Below are 828 nucleotides of genomic sequence, written 5' to 3' on the forward strand. Positions count from 1 at the left end.
GCGGACGGCCCTGCTGGACCAGGCGCCGCGGCGTCTGGTCCGGCCGCGGCGCCTGGTCCAGCAGGGCCGTCCGCACGTCGGCGAGCGGGGGCAGCAGACCGGCATCGGCGAGCAACCGCAATGCCTCGAGCTCCTCGGCGTCCCAGCCGACGGGCGGGCCCGACGCCGGGAGCAGGACGGTCATCATGCAGCCGGCGCACCTGGCACCACGGGCGGTGCAGGAGTCACAGTCGATCAGCATCGTGCGCACCTTCCGGATCCGAACCGGTGGAGGTCGGCGACGACAAACAATCCGAGCACCGATCTCCCGACTTCACCGACGGTAGGTCCAGGGTCCGACAATTCTCGGCGGACAAGTCCCGCCCGGCGAAAGTCCCGCCCGGCGGATCCCCTACCGGTCGAGGCGGGCCAGCAGAGCGGCCGAGGGCACCGCCCGGGCTCCGGCTGCGACGCAGTTCTCCGCGACCTCCCGGTCGGAGGTGATGACGAAGACCGGGCGGCCTTCCGGTTCCATCCGCGCCAGCCGGACGATCTCCTCGTCAGCGAGCTGCCCGGGCCGGCTGAACAGCACGCGCACCCCCCGAGGCATGGCGACACCCACCGGCCGGGCCACGACGGCGGTGGCGTCGAAGACGACCGTGACCTCGCTGTCGGGATTGCGGCCCGCGAGCGCACCGAGTCCGGACAGCAGCCGCTCACGCTGTGCCTGCAGGGTGAGGCGGCCGTAGCCCCGCTTGGTCACGTTGTACCCGTCAATGATCAGATGGACCCCGGGGACGGCCAACACCTCGTCGATCAGGGAGGGGTCGTCGTCCGGCCGCCCGCGGG

At 72.3% G+C, this 828-nt stretch carries 2 protein-coding genes; both read right to left on the reverse strand.

Annotation, left to right across the window (positions count from 1 at the left end):
- A partial coding sequence (locus tag AC08ON_RS17320) for a hypothetical protein (protein ID WP_476607476.1) occupies positions 1-241 on the reverse strand: 241 nt, incomplete at its 3' end.
- A 150-nt stretch (positions 242-391) separates the two neighbouring features.
- The coding region (locus tag AC08ON_RS17325) for an NYN domain-containing protein (protein WP_476617359.1) at positions 392-828 on the reverse strand (437 nt) is incomplete at its 5' end.

Source organism: Frankia sp. CoWAU3 (assembly GCF_977971855.1).